The sequence below is a fragment of the Brevibacillus sp. Leaf182 genome (genome assembly GCF_001423865.2).
In the GTDB taxonomy this organism is placed as follows: Bacteria; Bacillota; Bacilli; order Brevibacillales; family Brevibacillaceae; genus Brevibacillus; species Brevibacillus brevis_C.
The window spans coordinates 89,692-108,029 of record NZ_LMPN02000010.1; the positions used below are offsets into that span (position 1 = coordinate 89,692).

The 18,338-nt window shown below is 48.0% G+C and carries 14 protein-coding genes; all 14 read left to right on the top strand.

Features of this window, described 5'->3' with window-relative positions:
• The first annotated feature begins 7 nt into the window (after nt 1-7).
• Nucleotides 8-238, top strand: coding sequence for an anti-sigma-F factor Fin (locus ASG16_RS01430; RefSeq protein ID WP_007726431.1), 231 nt, complete (start codon nt 8-10; stop codon nt 236-238).
• A 146-nt stretch (nt 239-384) separates the two neighbouring features.
• The gene (gene mfd, locus ASG16_RS01435) at nt 385-3,933 is read left to right on the top strand and encodes a transcription-repair coupling factor (protein WP_056495930.1); all 3,549 of its coding nucleotides are present in this window, start codon (nt 385-387) and stop codon (nt 3,931-3,933) included.
• 40 nt (nt 3,934-3,973) lie between these two features.
• Nucleotides 3,974-5,041: a peptidylprolyl isomerase gene (locus tag ASG16_RS01440; protein WP_048035571.1), complete on the top strand. Its 1,068-nt coding sequence runs from the start codon at nt 3,974-3,976 to the stop codon at nt 5,039-5,041.
• Between the two features lie 235 nt (nt 5,042-5,276).
• Nucleotides 5,277-5,819: a stage V sporulation protein T gene (gene spoVT / locus ASG16_RS01445; protein ID WP_048035572.1), complete on the top strand. Its 543-nt coding sequence runs from the start codon at nt 5,277-5,279 to the stop codon at nt 5,817-5,819.
• A 108-nt stretch (nt 5,820-5,927) separates the two neighbouring features.
• The gene (locus ASG16_RS01450) at nt 5,928-7,592 is read left to right on the top strand and encodes a putative polysaccharide biosynthesis protein (RefSeq protein ID WP_056495927.1); all 1,665 of its coding nucleotides are present in this window, start codon (nt 5,928-5,930) and stop codon (nt 7,590-7,592) included.
• Nucleotides 7,593-7,601: 9 nt separating this feature from the next.
• Nucleotides 7,602-9,071, top strand: coding sequence for a bifunctional methyltransferase/pyrophosphohydrolase YabN (gene yabN / locus ASG16_RS01455; protein ID WP_056496130.1), 1,470 nt, complete (start codon nt 7,602-7,604; stop codon nt 9,069-9,071).
• Entirely contained in the window at nt 9,061-9,354 is a 294-nt protein-coding gene (locus ASG16_RS01460) for an RNA-binding S4 domain-containing protein (protein WP_012683879.1), read from the top strand. Before yabN ends, ASG16_RS01460 begins: the two co-directional genes overlap by 11 nt.
• A 110-nt stretch (nt 9,355-9,464) precedes the next feature.
• On the top strand, nt 9,465-11,600 hold the full coding sequence (locus ASG16_RS01465; protein ID WP_056495924.1) for a GDYXXLXY domain-containing protein: 2,136 nt from the start codon (nt 9,465-9,467) through the stop codon (nt 11,598-11,600).
• A gap of 180 nt (nt 11,601-11,780) precedes the next feature.
• Nucleotides 11,781-13,814 (top strand): copper amine oxidase N-terminal domain-containing protein, encoded by a 2,034-nt coding sequence (locus ASG16_RS01470; protein ID WP_056495921.1) that lies wholly within the window; start codon nt 11,781-11,783, stop codon nt 13,812-13,814.
• 104 nt (nt 13,815-13,918) lie between these two features.
• Nucleotides 13,919-14,203, top strand: a complete 285-nt coding sequence (gene yabP, locus ASG16_RS01475; RefSeq protein ID WP_007726414.1) for a sporulation protein YabP — start codon at nt 13,919-13,921, stop codon at nt 14,201-14,203.
• A complete protein-coding gene (yabQ, locus tag ASG16_RS01480; RefSeq protein ID WP_048035576.1) occupies nt 14,200-14,772 on the top strand; it encodes a spore cortex biosynthesis protein YabQ in 573 nt (190 codons plus the stop codon). The genes yabP and yabQ overlap by 4 nt, the downstream gene beginning before the upstream one ends.
• Nucleotides 14,773-14,790: 18 nt before the next feature.
• On the top strand, nt 14,791-15,099 hold the full coding sequence (locus ASG16_RS01485; protein ID WP_007726411.1) for an FtsB family cell division protein: 309 nt from the start codon (nt 14,791-14,793) through the stop codon (nt 15,097-15,099).
• Nucleotides 15,100-15,140: 41 nt separating this feature from the next.
• The gene (locus tag ASG16_RS01490) at nt 15,141-15,512 is read left to right on the top strand and encodes a S1 RNA-binding domain-containing protein (protein ID WP_056495918.1); all 372 of its coding nucleotides are present in this window, start codon (nt 15,141-15,143) and stop codon (nt 15,510-15,512) included.
• A 285-nt stretch (nt 15,513-15,797) separates the two neighbouring features.
• Nucleotides 15,798-18,272, top strand: coding sequence for a stage II sporulation protein E (gene spoIIE / locus ASG16_RS01495; protein WP_056495915.1), 2,475 nt, complete (start codon nt 15,798-15,800; stop codon nt 18,270-18,272).
• Nucleotides 18,273-18,338: the final 66 nt, after the last annotated feature.

Here is an 18,338-nt window from a genome sequence, read left to right on the forward strand (position 1 = left end):
TATGTGCATGAGCATACGCTATACATGTCGTTGCTGCGGCATGAAGATTGCAGAATTTGACGAATCGCAAGTAACAGAAGCGCAGCTCGGGTTTGATTCCTTGACCCCGGAGGAACGTGCTCTTATAATATCGAGAGAACAAAGTGGAGATACGGTCGTCAGCATCACGTGTGACTATTGCCGTGAAGCGCTGATTCAGCATCCAGAGCTTTCACTAGTCGGAAACCCACTTCAATAAGTGGATACGCATTAGGAAGGCTTGCACTGACAAGGCCTTAGCTTGGGGAGCTAAGGCTTCTTTTCGCATGGCTGACCTACGGTTGTTGTGAACGTAAGCGAGGCTCTGATTTTAGTTGACAGAAGAATTAGAGAGGGGATTAGTGAATGCAAGTCATCATTAACCCGATGAAACAGGACACGAACGTCGGGACAATCGTGGCTGGTTTGGAGAAGGGGCTACATGAGCAGCTTGTCTCTGGCTTAGCTGGTTCCGCCCGGCAAGTATTGATGGCGTCATTGCAACAAATGGCAGATCGTCCGGTCTGCGTAGTGACGCATAACATGTACCAAGCACAAAAAGTATACGAAGATTTGATCGAGTTGGTTCCCTCTGATCAGGTGTTGCTTTATCCCGGTAATGAGCTGATTGGCTCTGAGCTTGCCATTGCTAGCCCGGAAATGTTGGCGCAGCGAATCCATGTATTCAACCGTCTGGCCCAAGGCTTTACGGGTTTTTTGGTTGCACCATTTGCTGGCTTGCGTCGCTTGGTCGTTCCCCCGCAGGTATGGAAGGAAGCGCAAATTCAGTTGTCCGTCGGTGATGAGCTCGATATCGAATCCTTTTTACTCCGATGTATTGAGCTTGGCTATGAGCGAGTGGACATGGTTGAGCGCAAGGGAGAAATGAGTATTCGCGGTGGAATTATCGATCTGTATCCGATCGATTCGGAGTGGCCAGTTCGGATTGAGCTTTTCGATGTGGAGATCGACTCGATCCGTACGTTTGACATGCTCTCCCAACGATCATTGGAATCCGTTCAGACGTATATTCTCGGTCCGGCAAAAGAAATGATCGCCTCTACGCCGTTATTGCAGGAATCGGCTGTTCGCTTAGAACAAAAGCTGGGGGAAACCATCGCCAATTTGAAGGATGGGGCTGCCAAGGAAAAAGTCATGGAGCGAATCGGCTCTGATGCGGAGAGAATGAAGCAGGGACAGCGTTTTGCACAGCTTTATTCATACATCTCTGTCATTTACCCGACCGGTGATACATTATTGTCCTATATGCCTTCCGATACCTTGCTGATCGTTGATGAGCCTTCCCGTGTGTTGGATACGGCAGCACAATTGCAAAAAGAAGAAGGGGAATGGCTGACAGGACGCATCATCCAGGGCGAATATATGTCCAATCTCAGCCTGTCGCGCACGTACGACGAGATCGTGTCGACGAAAAAGCGCCAGATCGTATACCTCTCCCTATTTTTGAGACAATCACCGAAGACCCAGCCGCAAAACATCGTAAATCTGACATGTCGTACTATGCAAAACTTCCACGGACAGATGAATGTACTGAAAACAGAACTGGCTCGTTGGAAGAAGTCCCAGGATCAGATTGTCTTTGTCGCAGCTGATTTGGAGCGTGCGAAGCGACTGGAGCGAGTCCTGCATGACTACGAAATGGAAGCGGATGTTTTAACAGAAGCAGTGGAAACGGTGCCTCCGGGGCGTCCTACGATCATTTTAGGAAACCTCCAGACAGGCTTTGAGCTGCCGCTAAATAAGCTGGTTGTTATTACGGAAGGTGAAGTATTTACTGCGAAACAGCGCAAGGCACGCAAAGTTCAGCAGACGATGAACAACGCGGAGCGTATCAAAAACTACCTCGAACTCAAGCCTGGTGATTTCGTCGTCCACGTCAATCACGGGATTGGAAAATACCTCGGAATTGAAACCAAGGAAATTCTCGGAATTCATAAAGATTACCTTCATATTCAATACGCCGCAGGAGACAGTCTGTTTGTTCCGATTGATCAAATCGACCATGTGCAGAAGTATGTGGCGAGCGAAGAGGCACAGCCGAAGATATACAGCTTGGGTGGCAGCGAGTGGAAACGCGTCAAAAACAAAGTCCAATCATCTGTAAAGGATATCGCCGAAGATTTGATCAAACTGTACGCAGCCCGCGAATCGGCTGTCGGTCATACATTCTCTCCAGACACGACGGAGCAGCGTGAATTTGAGGCGATGTTCCCGTATCAGGAAACACAAGACCAGCTCCGCGCGATTTCGGAAGTGAAAGCGGACATGGAGCGTAAACGTCCGATGGATCGCCTCGTTTGTGGGGACGTGGGTTATGGGAAGACAGAGGTTGCGATTCGTGCTGCCTTCAAGGCTGTCATGGACGGAAAACAGGTAGCCGTTTTGGTTCCTACTACGATTCTGGCTCAGCAGCATTACGAGACGTTCCGTGAGCGTTTTGCGGAATATCCGATCCGCGTGGAGGTATTGAGTCGATTCCGTTCGCGCAAAGAGCAGAATGCCACACTAAAAGGACTGAAGGAAGGCACAGTCGATGTCGTCATCGGTACGCACCGTCTGCTTTCCAAAGACCTGACATTCCGCGAGCTGGGTCTGTTAATCGTAGACGAGGAACAGCGCTTCGGTGTGAGCCACAAGGAAAAGCTGAAGCAGATCAAAACGAATGTGGATGTCATGACTCTGACAGCTACACCGATTCCACGTACCTTGCACATGTCGATGCTTGGTGTGCGTGATTTGTCTGTCATCGAAACCCCGCCAGAAAATCGTTTTCCGGTGCAGACGTATGTGATGGATTACAGCCCTGCTCTCGTTCGCGAAGCGATTGAGCGTGAGATGGCTCGTGATGGGCAAGTGTTCTTCCTCTACAACCAAGTACAAGGAATCGAACAGATGGCGGAGCAGATATCTATGCTCGTTCCTGACGCACGCATCGCTGTAGCCCATGGACAAATGAACGAAAGTGAGCTGGAAGGCGTCATTCTCGACTTTTTGGAAGGGAATTTTGACGTATTGGTCAGCACGACGATTATTGAGACCGGGGTGGACATCCCGAACGTCAATACGCTGATTATTTACAATGCAGATAAAATGGGCTTGTCCCAGTTGTATCAGTTGCGTGGACGTGTAGGTCGTTCTAATCGAATTGCGTACGCTTACTTTACGTATCAACGGGACAAGGTGCTAACAGAGGTAGCGGAAAAACGTCTGCAAGCCATCAAGGAATTTACCGAGCTCGGCTCTGGTTTCAAGATCGCGATGCGAGACTTGTCCATTCGTGGAGCGGGTAATTTGCTGGGGGCCGAGCAGCATGGTTTTATTAATACGGTCGGATTCGACTTGTACAGCCAGATGCTGAAAGAGGCCATTGATGAGCTGAAGGGCGAAGTCAAACAAGAAATTGTCACACCTGTGGAGATCAATCTGCAACTGGATGCTTATATTCCGTCGATGTACATTACGGACAGCCGACAAAAAATCGAGATGTACAAAAAGTTTGTCGCGGTGTCTACCTTGGAAGATGTCGACGATTTGGCGGAGGAGCTGCTAGACCGTTTTGGACCAGTTCCGAAGCCGGTTGATAATCTGTTGACCATTTCCCGTTTGCGTGTGTATGCCCTGAAGCACCACATCACCGAAATTAGTCAAAAGAATCCAGACGAGATTAAATTGTTCCTGCACCCTAGTCAGAACAACAACATCGATGGTGGAGCTCTGTTTGCGCTTACCAGTAACTGGAGCAAGAGGGTTGGGCTGTCGGGTGGACAACAGATCACGATTGCTGTTAAAGTAAAGGGGTTAAAAGAAGATGAGGGCGTGCAGTTGGTTGAAAAGCTGCTGCGTCAATTTCACCAGGTGCGAAGAGACACCGGTACGGAGAGCCCTGTGTCTTAACTGACAAAATGGGCTTGCCCGGGAAGGGAGAACCTTATTTATGAAACGTTCTGTAGCGATTCTATCTTCGGCTGTTCTGGTCGTGGCACTCATGACTGGTTGCGGGGGAAAAGCAGAAGAAGCGAAACAAGACTCAAAAACTCCAGCGAATCAGACAGATGGCAGCAATCAAGCTGCTAATGATCCTTTGGTACAATTCCCTAAACTCACTCTGCCTTACACAGCCGACCAGAAAGCTGTCATTGTAGAGTATCAGGGGGGAACTGTAACAGGAAAAGAGTTCGAAGAGTTCCTGCGTGTTATTAACTTCATGAACCCACAACAAGGTACCATGATTGAAATGGCTGATAGCAACACACTGAAAGCTTATTCGCGTGAGTATACAGCTACCAAGGTTTTGGCTGGCCGTTCTGACGATGCTATGAAAAAAGAGTCCAAAGAACTCGCTGAGAAAACCTTCGAGAAAATCAAAACGCAGTACATGGGCTTTTTGGGCAAGGATGAAGCTCAGTTCAACAAGCTCATGGAAGGCCAAGGCGTAACGAAGGACATGATCGTCAATCAGATGGATCTGATCAACCAGTCCATCAATGTGATGAAAAAGAATATCGACGATGCTACGCTGAAGCAAACCTATGACCAAATGGACAAAGCTTCCCGTACGGTTGCTTCTGTTCGCCACATCCTGATCTCTACCGAAAAGCGCACACCAGAAGAGGCGTTGAAAATCTCCAACGACTTGGTAGCGCGCCTGAAAAAGGGTGAAGACTTCGCGAAGCTGGCAACAGAGTTCACAGATGACCCAGGCAGCAAGCAGTCTGGCGGCTTGTACGAAAATGCGGATGTAACGCAATGGGTACCAGAATTTAAAGAAGCATCCCTGACGCAAAAAGTCGGTGAAGTTGGCCCGCCAGTAAAAACTGATTTTGGTTACCATATTATTAAGGTCGAGAATCGCAAAGAAAAGACCTTTGATGAGATGAAAGAACAGCTCCGCGCGAGTTCTTTGGAGAAAGCCTACGATGCTTTCGCCAAGAACGAGCTGGACAAGCTGATTACGAAATTCAACATCCCGCAGTCCAAAAATGATGCTCCGGCGAAGAAATAACAAGTCCGAAGAAAAACAGGGAATTCGTTTCCCTGTTTTTTCGTTTTCTCGCATATTCTTCAAACATGGGCAAATACTATTATCACTCGCTACCACCCGGGGGAGAGTAATTAAAGTAACTGGTAAAAATTGATACCATCACCCATAGTTAAAATTAGAATTTGAGGAAAAAATACAACTAACCTACCACCATTTATTCACTACCCACTTCTCAGGGAAAGCGAGGCAACAAGACATGAAAGCAACTGGTATCGTTCGTCGAATTGACGACCTCGGTCGGGTCGTGATTCCTAAGGAGATTCGTCGTACACTGCGCATTCGTGAGGGCGACCCGCTTGAGATTTTTGTGGATCGTGACGGAGAAGTCATTCTCAAAAAGTATTCACCGATTGGAGAATTGGGTGATTTTGCAAAAGAGTACGCGGACTCTTTGTATGAAAGCATGAATCATACGGTACTGATTTCAGACAGGGATAGTGTCATTGCTGTGGCGGGGGCCTCCAAAAAGGAATACTTGGAGAAACCAATTGGCAGTATTGTTGAGAAATGCTTGGAGGAAAGAAAGACCCGACTGGAGAAAAACACAGGCTCTTATGAAATTTGTCGTGACATGAACGAGACATATGGCTCGTTCGTCGTCGCACCGATTGTAGCAGGAGGCGATCCAATCGGGTCTGTGATCCTCCTCAACAAAAACGAGTCAACCAAGATGAGTGATTTGGAGATCAAAATGTCGGAAACAGCGGCCGGTTTCCTGGCAAAACAGATGGAGCAGTAGAATCGATCAGCAAAAACAGCCTCGTACCCCGGGGCTGTTTTTCTTGTGCCTATGGCCTTGTGGTATAATGAACGAAGTTTTAGGTTGGAGAGGAGAAATTTCACGCACATGGCTCAAGAAAAAGCTTCCGTTCAATTTGTGAAAGGCGCGGCGATACTTGGAATTGCCGGTCTTGTCTCCAAGCTTTTAGGCGCTGTATACCGCATCCCATACCAAAACATTGCCGGAGATATCGGCTTGTACGTATATATGCAAGTATACCCGCTGTACACCGCGTTGTTGATTCTAGCGACAGCGGGTTTCCCCATTGCCATCTCCAAGATCGTTTCAGAGCGTGTCGCTGTCGGGGATGCGATCGGGGCGCGCAGGGCGTTTCGAGTAGCCAGTATATCGCTGGTCGTTCTCGGGATCTTTTTCTTCTTACTGTTATATGGTGGGGCACCTGTTATTGCCCGTATGATGGGTGATGAGCATTTGATTACCCCGCTCCGAGCAGTAGCTTGGTCACTGCCATTGGTGCCGATGGTTGCGATCTTGCGCGGCTATTTTCAAGGGCATCAAAATATGATGCCGACTGGCGTCTCTCAGGTTGCTGAGCAGTTCATTCGCGTGATTTTCATTCTGGTTGCTGCATTTTGGGCGATGAACGTATATCAGGACCCTTACCTGGCTGGTACAGGTGCCGTTTTTGCTGCTTTTCCAGGTGCCATTGCTGCTATTCTCGTCTTGCTTTGGTATTGGAGAGCGGACAAGAAGATGGGGCAGTTGTCCATCGGTCACGTTCAGCAATCGGCAGCGCAATCATGGACCAATCGTCAAATATTACGTCATCTCTTGACCTATGCCGTTCCGATTTGTATGGGCGCACTGGTTCTGCCGCTTGTTCCGCTTGTAGACTCGATGACCGTCGTCAATATGCTGCAATGGAGCGGTACCCCGGAGGACTTGGCCAAGCTATTGAAGGGTGCATTTGACCGTGGTCAGCCACTCATTCAGTTTGGTACGTTTTTCGCCACGTCCTTGTCGTTGGCATTAGTGCCTGCGATCAGTGAAGCTGTTGCCCAGCGTCAGCATCAATTGATCTCTCATCGTTCCGAAGTCGCCATTCGACTGACCTTCCTGTTGGGATTGCCTGCTTCCTTTGGACTGGCTCTGTTGGCTGAGCCGATCAACGTCATGCTCTACGGAGACAGCAACGGTACCGAGGCCCTCGCTGTACAGTCCTTCACAATTATTTTCGCCACAGTGAGTATTGCCAGCGCGGGGATTTTGCAAGGCTTGGGACGCGTGATGCGACCTGCCCGCAACCTGTTTATTGGTGTATTGGTGAAGCTCATCCTCAATCTGGCGCTTGTCCCGTTCTGGGGAATCTCTGGTGCAGCAGTGTCCACTGTTTTAGCTTATATGGTCGCCATGGGACTGAACGTTCTTGCGGTAATCAAATACACGGGAGCACACATTGGATTCCGTCAAACGGTGAAAAAGCCATTTGTGTCCGTCGTGGTGATGTCGATTGTCGTGCTGATTGTAGAGTGGCTCGCGAATACTGTGCTCGGCGGTGCCGGACTTTCAAATCGCTTGTTCTATACGCTGGTAGGTTTGATTGCTGTTGGTTCAGGGGCATTGGTCTATTTGCTGGCGCTTTTGAAAACAGGTGGACTCACGAGAAACGATATTCAATTTTTGCCAAAAGGAAAGCGTATTGCTTCACTGTTAACGAAATATAAGCTCCTCCCAGCGGAGAAAGCCAGAATGAACGAAAAGGAGGCGTGACGAGTGGAAATGAAGAATAAGACCATTACCGTAGTCGGTCTTGGTGCCGGAGATTTGGACCAGCTCCCTTATGGCATCTATCGTACGTTAAAAGCTGCCAAACAGCTTTATTTGCGCACGAAGGAGCATCCGGTCGTAGCCGAGTTGATCGCAGAAGGCATCGCGATTGAGTCCTTTGATGATGTATATGAGCAGCACGATACGTTTTCGGATGTGTACGCCGATATTGTGGAGCGGCTTTTTTCACAGGTAAACGAAGCAGGCAGTCTTGTCTATGCTGTGCCTGGTCATCCTTTGGTGGCGGAACGTACTGTGCAGCTCTTGTTGGCTGAGGGGCCAAACCGTGGCGTAGAAATCGAAATTGGCGGTGGACAGAGCTTTATCGATCCGTTGTTTGCCCGCCTACATATTGACCCGATCGAGGGATTCTCTTTGCTGGATGGGACGGCGCTCGCTGCTCATCAAGTATCTCCGGGTTTGCATACGATTATCGCGCAAGTGTACGATGCTTTTGTGGCCTCTGATGTGAAGCTGACCTTGATGGAAGTGCTGCCGGACGATTACGAGGTGACGGTAGCGACTGCCGTAGGGGTAGCGGGGCAGGAAATCATTGAGACAGTGCCGCTGTATGAACTGGACAGACTCGATCATTTCGGGAATTTGTCCCTGGTGTATGTACCACCGACGAAGGACGAGAAGGTATCGTACCGCCAATTCTCCTACTTGAAGGAGATCGTGGCGATCCTGCGCAGTCCGGATGGATGCCCGTGGGATCGCGAGCAGACACATCAAAGCATCCGCAAAAACTTGATTGAAGAGACGTACGAGGTTTTGGAGACGATCGACGACGATGATCCAGATGCGATGTGTGAGGAGCTGGGTGATTTGTTGATGCAAATCATGCTGCATTCGCAGATGGCAGCCGAAGACGGATATTTTTCGGTAGATGATGTTGTCGCGACGTTGAATGAAAAGCTGGTTCGCCGTCACCCTCATGTATTCGGGGAAAAGAGCGCGAATGATTCCGAGGAAGCGCTGGCGAATTGGCAGGAGATCAAAGCACAGGAAAAAGCAGCAAAAGGCATCGATGTAACGGTTCAATCGCAGTTGGCGGGAATACCGCGTGACTTGCCAGCCCTGATGTATGCGTATAAGCTACAGAAAAAAGCAGCCCAAGTCGGCTTTGACTGGGACGATATTGCAGACGTGTACAAAAAGGTAGAAGAGGAGTACCGCGAGCTCCAAGAAGCATCAGAGGAAGAACGTGCAGGCGAGTTGGGTGATTTACTTTTCGCGGTCGTCAATCTGGCGCGCTTCCTGAAGCTCGATCCGGAGGAAGCACTCGCATTGACCAACAACAAGTTCAAGAAGCGCTTTTCCTATATTGAAGGTAAGCTGCAAGAGGCGGGTCGTACCTTCGAGCAGACAGACCTGCAAGAGATGGACAAATGGTGGGAGGAAGCCAAACATGAGACTTGATAAATATTTGAAAGTGTCTCGACTGATCAAGCGACGCACGCTTGCAAAAGAAGTGTGCGACAAACAGCGTGTGGAAATCAACGATCGCCCTGCAAAAGCATCCAGTAACGTGAAAATCGGCGACAAGCTGGCGATCCGTTTCGGACAAAAAATCGTGTCGGTAAAAGTAGAGGACATCAAGGAAAACCCGCGCAAGGAAGAAGCGGCTTCCCTGTATACCGTCATTGGCGAAGTTCCCGTTCCGCGTGATGAAAAAGAAGAAGACGCCTACCTCAAAGGGTAAGGTGCGCACGAAAAGAGACTGCCTGGATGGCAGTCTTTTTTTAGGCTTTTTTTCCAATCAGAGGATATAATGAGAGTACCTGAAGGCATTTCCGAAGGGATGTGTGCTGTATGCAACAAAACGGAGTTCGAACGGGCTACTTTTTGTCCATTTCGCTTCTGCTATCATCTATCCTGTACTTTTTTGCCTCGAACTGGCCGCTCATGGTCAGGGAGCAAAAGATTGGCGTCAGCGTAGCAATCCTCGTTCTTTTTTATTTGTTATCCTATGGACTACGTTTCATCAAACGACATACGTTTTTGAGCAATTGGCTTCTGGTGGCTGGAGGATTGGCCTTTGGCATCAGTGTGGCTTTGTTGGGGCAAATATATAATTCACATGCCGATAGCTATATGCTGTTCGTCGTATGGCTTATTCCGAATTTGCTATTCGCGATTTTGACGCGGTATCAGCCATTCTATGTCATCAGCTATGTCCTCGCTCATTTGGCGATTTACTTCTTTCTCCATCCATCCGTCATTCGTGTAGCGCGTGAAGACGAGTGGTGGTTCATGATTTTTTGGTTGATTGCGTTGGGAAATATGGTTTTGTTCTGGCTAACCACGACAGGAAGACTACATTCTAAACCGATCTACTACTTATCTTTTTTGACCTTTTCCATCAGTCTTTTCTGGTCATCTTTCACGGATGTATACGGTCCGCTTCCAGAGCTTTTATATGTCCTGACGGGCGGAATCCTGTTTGTCACGTTTTTAAAATGGGTGCCGAGTCGCGGGTTTCTGATTGTGACGGCCTCGCTGCTCTCGCTGTTTGTGCTCGTTCAATTCATATCCTACATGGTGAAGTATTTCTCAGAGGGCTTCTTTGTTTTAATGTTGCTGCTGACCGCACTCATTGTTTGGGGGGCAGTTGCAGGGATTAATTGGCTGCGCAAGGAATCTGCGTATCAAAAAAGCAAATGGGTGGTGTTTTTTCAAGAGGCATTCACGGTTCTCGTCACGACTATCGCCGCATCTATTGGAGCCATTTCGATAGCAGGTCTGCTTTTTCTTATCATAGAAGAAGAAACGGTTATTGATTTACTGTTTTTTCTTTCATTAATTGGCTTTATTGGCCCTGTGGTGTTTATGAGCAGGATGAATGCAACGGTACGATATACGCTGCTCACAATGGGGTATATATTGGGTGTCGGTTCTGTTCTGTTTTTAGAAGGAGTTTACTGGATCGTTTTCCTGTTGGTACTGTTATTCGTGTGGAAAGCTGTCTCAGCCATTCCGGCGCGGCTTTTGACACAGCTAACCTTTTTAGTCGTCCTGGCTACGAAGCTGGATGAGTACCTGCCTTCTTTTGAATATGTGCTCTTGATCATATTTACTACGCAGTTGGCGATGCATTACGTAAAGCAATTGCCAGTCGTTTTGCAAAACAGCTCGTTGGTGTATGCCTTACTCTCGTTTTTGATCCTGACAGAGAAAGGGTTTCAATCGGGCTTCGTGAATGTGGGAGTGAATCTGGCTTATTTCGCAGTCAGCACGTATTTGTTGTACCGGACATTGCATCAGCAAAATAAGGTGAGATTCGGAATCGTGCTCGGTTTCTGGTTTGCCTTTCTCCTCATGAAGTACTACGACATGCTATGGAGCCTGCTGCACAAATCACTGAGCTTGCTTTTGCTCAGCCTGGTGTTTTTCATCGTTACCCTGTGGTGGGATCGAAGGTCGAAAATCGAGTGGCCGAGAAGCGAGCCTTCCCTTTTTGTGAGAAAAGCGCTTGTGTTGCTTCCTGTCATTTTGCTGCAATTTGTTTTGATTGGCTATCAAGTATGGAGCAGTGAGACGATCCTGGCCAACGGAAAGACGGTGAAACTGGAGCTGGTCCCCATCGATCCGCGTTCGTTGCTGCAAGGTGATTACGTTAGACTTGGCTACGCCATATCTACACTGGATCAGGAACAGGTTGACTCAGGGGATAAGATTCGGGTTGTACTGCGCCAACAAGCAGATGGTTTGCACAGCTACAGTGGCTTTTATGAGATCGATGGTAAATGGAATCGTACCTATGAGCCACAGCCATCAGATGTAGTGATTAATGGAAACACGATCGGTATCAATCAAGTGGAATACGGCATAGAAAGCTATTTTGTCCCGGAAGGAACCGGACTTGAAGTGGAGCGGAATGCCAAATACGCTATCGTGAAAATTGGCGAGAAAGGCGATGCCATCCTGGAGAGCCTCTCGAACCAGTAGATAGCACCGAAGAAAGAAGCTGCCTGTGTCATCGGGCAGCTTCTTTTGCGTGAGGAAGTAACCGTTCTTTCTTTGGAACCCATGTGCAACACGGAAATATCATTCGTTACCAGTCTGTAACCCTTTCCTGCCGAACATTTCCTATCATAGTAAGGAATTGTAGAGAAGGAGGCGTTACCGTTGAAAAAAAGCGTAAACAAAGGGATCTCAGTGCTTCTGGCCACTACGGTGTTGGCAAGTCCACTGATGCTCGAGCCAAAAGCGGCTTATGCTCTCTCTATTGAGGATGTTTCTGCAGACGATTCAGATGTGGATGAGGAAACAGAATATACGATTGAGTTTGAAATCAATAAGGAATTAACAGCAGGGGATAGTATCTACGTTAGATTCCCTTCAGATTATTCGGTAGATAAAAAGCTGAGAACATCAGACATCACGCTTGAAGATGACGATGATGATGAGATCTCGATCGACAGTGTATCCGTCAGCAAAAATGTAGTTGAGATCGAAGTCGATGAAAGGATCAGAAAAGGCACTGTTCTCACATTGACTATTGATAACATCACCAACCCGGAAGACAAGGGCAGCTATGAGATCGAAGTAAAAACGAGCGAGGAAAATAGCTACAAGGGTAAAAAAATCAGCATCGGCAAATCTTCGAGCAGTAGCAGTAGCAGCAGCAAGGGCGACTTCGAGGCATCTCAGAGCAGTAAAAATGCCGAGGACGGAATCTCTTTAACGCTCGGAAAATTTAATCTCTCCTCAAAAAGCAAGCTGAAAGAGGGGAAATACATTTACGTCAATTTCCCTTCAAGGGACATGCTGCCAAAGAGCATCAGCAAGTCTGAGGTGAAGGTAAACGGGTACAAAGCAGATCATGTCTCCAATCTCGATGACGACTCCATTCGGATTGAAATTCCGAGTGGTGCAGATGGCGATAGCTACATAAAACTAGAATTTACTTCTTCAGCGGGAATAGTAAACCCATCCAAACCAGACAAGTATTATTCGTATGAAATTGAATATGACAGCAAGAAATACAAGTCAAAAGATGTAGAGATTACAGGCATAAGCAATACGCCATTCACCGTTTCTTTGTCGGACAGTTCAGCGGGAGCACGCACGAGCTATACGTTTGAAGTGGATCTTTCCTCCAAGCTGGGATCGAACGCAGAAATCGAAGTTGAATTCCCAAGTGGAGTAACTGTTCCGCCGATTCTTACCAGCAATAGCGTCACCGTCAATGGTTCTCAAGTGACGAATGTAAGCGTGTTGGGAAATAAGATTTATTTCCGCACGCCATACGGATTCAATAGCACAAATCGCGCGAGCATCAAGTTTGCCTTCGAAGGCTATTTGACCGCTCCGAAAACAGCGGGAACATATACCGTGACGGCCAAAATCGACAACAAGACGTATAAGTCGAAGGAATTTCAAGTTTCTGGAGTGACTCCACCAGTCGCGGTGGATAATACATTGGCAACGGTTGGGCTGACGAGAGCGACTGCCTCTACTCCTGCTGGTATTTCCATCGGTATCAAAGCCATGGGTGCTCCGATTGTGCGCAATCAGGGCTTCATTGAAGTCGTACTTCCAGTTGGCTTCCGTGTTCCAGCCTACTTGCCAGCGAACACTGTAACGGTGAACGGTGTGGCTGCTAGCTTTGTTGGTGTGCGCGGACAAAATCTGATTATTATCCCTGCCCAGGATATTCCGGCAAGAACAGCAGCTCAGGTCAATATCGCCGAGACAGCTGGCATTGTGAATCCGGCTACGCCAGGTGTGTACAGCATCGGCGTATACAACTCCGAGGAGAGAGGCTTGCTCTTCTCTCGTCCAGCGACCATCGTGTCTCTGAATGGCGTAAGCTTCAAGCAGAACGTCGCTTCGTTTACGAAGGCTGGTAAAACCACTAAACTTGCAGTGGCACCGTATACCGTAAATGGCAACACGCTGATGCCAACTACGTTTTTCCGTGATGCCCTCGGGTTTTCGGTCAGTTACACCAAAACGTCAGCCAAAGTCGTGAGCGGCAATACGGTCATGCAATTCAAGGTCGGTTCAAACGTAGCGACCATCAATGGCAAAAATGTAACGCTGCCTGCAGCCGTTCAGTTGAAAAACAACGTTCCTACCCTGCCTCTTAAAACCATCACGGAGCGTACCGGTTACAAAATCATCTATGTGAACGGGAACTACACCGTTTACAAGTAAAGACAGTCTGGCAACCCCGTATTTATACGGGGTTTTCTTTTGTTCTAACAGGACATCCCTCCCCATACGATAGTACAAGAAGGGTACGTGAGGAGGGAGTAATCATGAACGATCACACGAGACGGCCACGTCATGAAGTCGTGATGATTAATCGTCGCAGCTTAGCGATATCGGGAGTAAAAAACGTCGAAAGCTTTGACAGCGAAGAATTCCTCTTGGAGACGGACGGCGGCTTTTTAACCATACGAGGCCAAAACCTGCATATGAAAAATTTGAGTCTGGAAACCGGAGAAGTAGCGATCGAGGGGCTCGTTCACGAGATGGCCTATCTGGAGCAAGGGCAGGCCGGCGATCGGTCGAGAGGATTCTTCGGCAAGTTATTCAAGTGAACATCGCCATCCAGTTACAGACGGTATTGGCCATGTCGACGTGTGGTGCACTGATGGGTATGGGATTCGATACGTATCATGTATTTAAGGGCAAGGCCAGACTGCCACTCTGGTTGGTCTTTTTCTTTGACATCCTTTTTTGGGTGGGCAGTATGGGCGCTGTCTTCTTGATTTTGGTGAAAGTGAATGACGGGATTATTCGGTTTCCGATATTTTTTGGAATGTTATTTGGCGCGTGGTTGTACTTCTTAATAGGTAGTAAGAAGTATATCCTTTTCTTGCACCGCGTGATAAAATTCTGTCAGTGGTTTTACCGTACGGTCGTAAAAATTATAGACATCCTGCTTGTACGTCCTGTGCTCTTTCTTTTCCGAGTGATCATCATGGTGCTGACGTTTTTGTATTCCGTGTTGCTCGCGATTCTCGGCTTTTTGTGGAAAGTGACGCGTTTTGTCACCTCTCCTTTTGCCAGATGGGGTCAACATTTGGGGAAAAAAATGTATGGAAAAACAACAGGATTTTGGACCAATTGGAAGAATTGGTTTCACTCAAAGAGAAAGCGGGAGTAGATTCGAGGTGGCGTACTGATGAAGGAAGCAAGAACCTCTTCCATTAACCGAAAAGGGCAAAGAAGGAGAATGCGTCTCTTTTTCTTTGTGATCCTGTGCTTTTTCGTCTGGACTAGCTATACCTTGTTTTTGCAAAGTGGCGAGTTGTCCAAGAAGGAGACAGAGCTGGAAGCCCTGAAGCAAGAATCAGCGGTCTTGCAGCAAAAACAAGAGGATCTGACCTATGAAGCAAGTCGGTTAAACGATCAGGAGTACTTGGCAGAGCTGGTCCGTAAGCGAATTTTGTTTACCAAGCAGGGCGAAAGCATCTATATCATTCCGGATTGAGTATACAGCTGATCTTCAACGAGAGGGAGGCATTCCACATCATGGAGATCGAGGTCGGGAGCATACTGGAAGGGAAAGTCACGGGTATCACCAAATTCGGAGCGTTTGTTCAGCTACCAGGCGATGTGACCGGACTGGTCCATATTAGTGAAATTGCTGACGTCTATGTCCGGGACATCCATCAATTTTTAAAAATGGGAGACACGGTAACAGTAAAAGTCCTCAGTCTTCGTGAGGGCAAAATTGGTCTTTCTATCAAAAAAACAATGGAAAAGGAACGGCCACCCCGTTATCAGCGGGAGCGACGTGAAGGCTTTGAAGAAAAGCTGAACCGCTTTTTGAAAGAAAGTGAAGACTGGCAGTCCTCCTTGAAGAAAAGCGTAGAGAAAAAGGGCCGCGGTCGATCTTTTTGATTCGGAAAATTATGACTTTTCTTTCTTTATGAAAAGCGCACTTTGACTGTAAAAATAGGAAGGTCATTTCGAAGTCTTGACGAATAAAGTATCCTAAGCCCGTTTCGCAAAGCGCGAATCACCTGTCAGCCGACGTTATCCGCCATAACGTCGGTTTTTTTTGTCCATTTGCGTTACTGAATTTGTCGCACGATTCTGTGAATATTCATTGGATTTTTGACAAATTTTACAATGCCCCCTCCGTATAATGGAGAAACACATTGACCAAGAACGGGGTGGAGCGAAATGATTGCGAACAAAAACGTAACACAAGCCGGACAGGCTTGGACGCGGCAAGTGTCCGATCGAATGGGTACCACTGCCCAGACGTGGGGAGAAAAAGTAGCAGATTTCATAGAGAAGTGGAATGTTCTCCCCATCCTCATGGGCTTCTTATTAGGACGAGCTCTAATCGTGGAGGAGCTAACCCCCTTTGCTATACCGTATTTCATTGTCATGTTTTATATTCGTCGAGATTGTTTGCTTGTCACGGGGATGGCTCTTATTATCGGCGCTTTTACCCAGTCGGTGCCTGTTGGGCTGGAAACCGCCTTGAGTGTGATACTTGCCTTGTTTGCCTGCAAACTGATGAATAAAATGCGCAAGAAGGATTTTTCACGGACGCCTTTGCTGGTCGTCGTGACGATTTTCATCAGCCGTCTGTTGTATGCGGTTCTGACCAATCAGGTAACGACCTACGAGCTTGTGATGGTAGCAGTGGAAGCAATTCTTGGCTTTGTACTGACGCTCATCTTCATCCAGTCCTTATCGATCATTCATTTGGCGAAGCCTTACGAGCCTCTCAAAAATGAAGAGATCGTTTCGTTAGTCATTTTACTGGCTTCCTTGATGACGGGTACTGTGGATTGGATGGTCGAGGGCATTTCGATGGAGCATGTACTTACACGCTATTTGCTGCTCGTCTTTGCATTTGTCGGTGGTGGCACGATCGGTGCGGCTGTTGGTGTGGTCACAGGTCTCATCCTCAGTTTGGCTAATGTGAGTGCTCTTTTACAAATCAATTTGCTCGCTTTTTCCGGTCTTCTGGCAGGCTTGCTAAAAGAAGGCGGCAAAGTGGGCGTTTCGGCAGGATTGTTGATCGGTACGGCTATTCTTGCGATTTACGGCGGAGCAGAAGAGACACTCTACTACTCCTTGATTGAAACCTCTCTGGCTATTGTGCTCTTCATTCTGACTCCTGCTGCTCTTTGGAAAAAAGTAGCCCGATTTATCCCCGGGACTCCTGAGAATTTACAGTCCCATCAAGAATACATGCGCAGAGTCCGCGATGTGACAGCGGGCAAAATCCAGCAATTCTCCGATTTGTTTACGCAACTCTCCCATAGCTTTGCCCAGACTGCCGATCCTGAAGAAATAGAAGAACAGGCCGATGCCTTCCTCAGTCGGGTATCTGAATTCACCTGCCAGAAATGCTGGAAAAAAGAACAATGCTGGGAAAAAGATACGCAGTCGACCTATGAGGGAATGCGCTTTTTAATGGAAAAAGTGTACGAGAACGGTACCTTGGCTGGCGTTACACCGCCGCGTGATTGGGAGCGAAAGTGTGTCAAAACCGAAAAGGTCATGACTGTAATGGAGCAGGAATACGATCGACAGCAGTCGTTTGACCAACTGAAAAAGCAGGTAAAGGAAAGCCGGATGCTCGTAGCTGACCAGCTATCGGGAGTCTCGCGAGTCATGAGTGATTTTGCCCGGGAAATACAGCGGGAGGGAATGGAACTGAGCTTTCAGGAAAAGCAGGTCTCACAAGCGTTGGAGGGCTTGGGGCTGTCGGTACGCCGCGTAGAAATACACAGCTTGGAAGAAGGGAAGGTCGATATCGAAATCAGTCAGCCGACTTGCTATGGCCGCGATGAATGCGCGAAGATCGTGGCTCCCATGCTCACGGAGATTTTGGGGGAAAACATTGTGGTTCGCGAGCGGCATTGTGAAGCGCAAAAAGACGGTTCATGCACGATGTGCCTTGCTTCCGCCAAAACGTATGAGATCGATATCGGGGTCGCAGGTGCGGCCAAAGACGGCAAGCTATTATCCGGTGACAGCTTCCGCACGATGGATTTGGGTAATGGAAAAATGGCGCTGGCGATCAGCGATGGAATGGGAAATGGCGAGCGGGCATCCATAGAGAGTCAATCCGCCCTCGATATGCTCCAGCAGCTTCTGCGATCTGGTATGGACGAAAAAATTTCGATCAAAACCGTTAATTCCGTGCTCGCCCTGCGCTCCAAGGAGGAAATGTTCGCGACGGTGGACTTGGCTCTGATCGATTTGCAAACGGCTCATACCCGTTTTGTAAAAATCGGCTCTACCCCGAGCTTTGTCAAAAGAAATAAAGATGTCATCACGATCACCGCGAACAATCTGCCAGTGGGGATTTTGGAAGAAATCGAGGTGGATGTCGTATCTCGTATGCTCAAGCCAGGTGATTTGCTCGTCATGATGTCCGATGGCATCTATGAGGCGCCTCGCCATATTGAGAACAGGCAAGCGTGGATGAAGCGAATCATCAGCGAACTGGAGACAAATGATCCACAGGAGGTCGCTGATTTACTGTTAGAAAAAGTCATTCGCCAGCATTCTGGACAAATTGTTGATGACATGACCGTGTTGGTAGCGCGAATTGACCGATTTGTACCGCAGTGGGCTGCCATCGCAGTGCATGGAATGGAGAAGCTCGAGCGTCCACGGATTGTAAGTTAGGAGTATGTTTTCTCTATTACCCGTCGATACTGTTGCTAAAAATATCCTGCGAAGTGAAGTGGAAGA